General features: G+C 46.9%; 2 tRNA genes and 1 rRNA gene. All 3 read right to left on the bottom strand.

Going from position 1 to position 554, the window contains the following annotated elements:
* Positions 1–154: 154 nt before the first annotated feature.
* A tRNA-Ala gene (locus tag PGQ95_RS26345) sits at positions 155–230 on the bottom strand.
* Positions 231–336: 106 nt separating this feature from the next.
* Positions 337–413: transfer RNA gene (locus PGQ95_RS26340), tRNA-Ile, on the bottom strand.
* Between the two features lie 71 nt (positions 414–484).
* Positions 485–554 (bottom strand): 16S ribosomal RNA (locus tag PGQ95_RS26335); the annotation flags it as partial.

The raw sequence follows: 554 nt of genomic DNA, 5'->3' as shown, positions 1-554 counted from the left end.
TTTCACTTCTGATTGCGAAAATTTGAGAGACTCGAACACACATTAACTGTGTGTCGTTTCAATTTTCAGCTTGATCCAGATTTTTAAAGAGCAAAACTTCGCAGTGAACCTTTTCAGGTACACTCTGAAGTTTTCTTGTTTCTTGCAGTAAGGATGGTGGAGCTATGCGGGATCGAACCGCAGACCTCCTGCGTGCAAAGCAGGCGCTCTCCCAGCTGAGCTATAGCCCCATCGTAGTTATCTCTTTACCGGTAATTTTTCCTGAGACAAGGCGTGGTGAAGCGAAGCATACTGAAGTATGCGAGCTTTGCCACAACGCAGTATTCAGGGAAAATTTGGTAGGCCTGAGTGGACTTGAACCACCGACCTCACCCTTATCAGGGGTGCGCTCTAACCACCTGAGCTACAAGCCTGCAGAGATTACTTACTGCTGTATTTTCATCAGACAATCTGTGTGGACACTACAAAGGCAGGTTCTTTAAGGTAAGGAGGTGATCCAACCGCAGGTTCCCCTACGGTTACCTTGTTACGACTTCACCCCAGTCATGAATCAC

It is taken from the genome of Klebsiella sp. 141240 (assembly GCF_050600805.1).
GTDB classification, from domain to species: domain Bacteria; phylum Pseudomonadota; class Gammaproteobacteria; order Enterobacterales; family Enterobacteriaceae; genus Klebsiella; species Klebsiella aerogenes.
The sequence above is the reverse complement of the archived record's forward strand: the minus strand, read 5'-3'. Positions and strand labels throughout refer to the sequence as shown.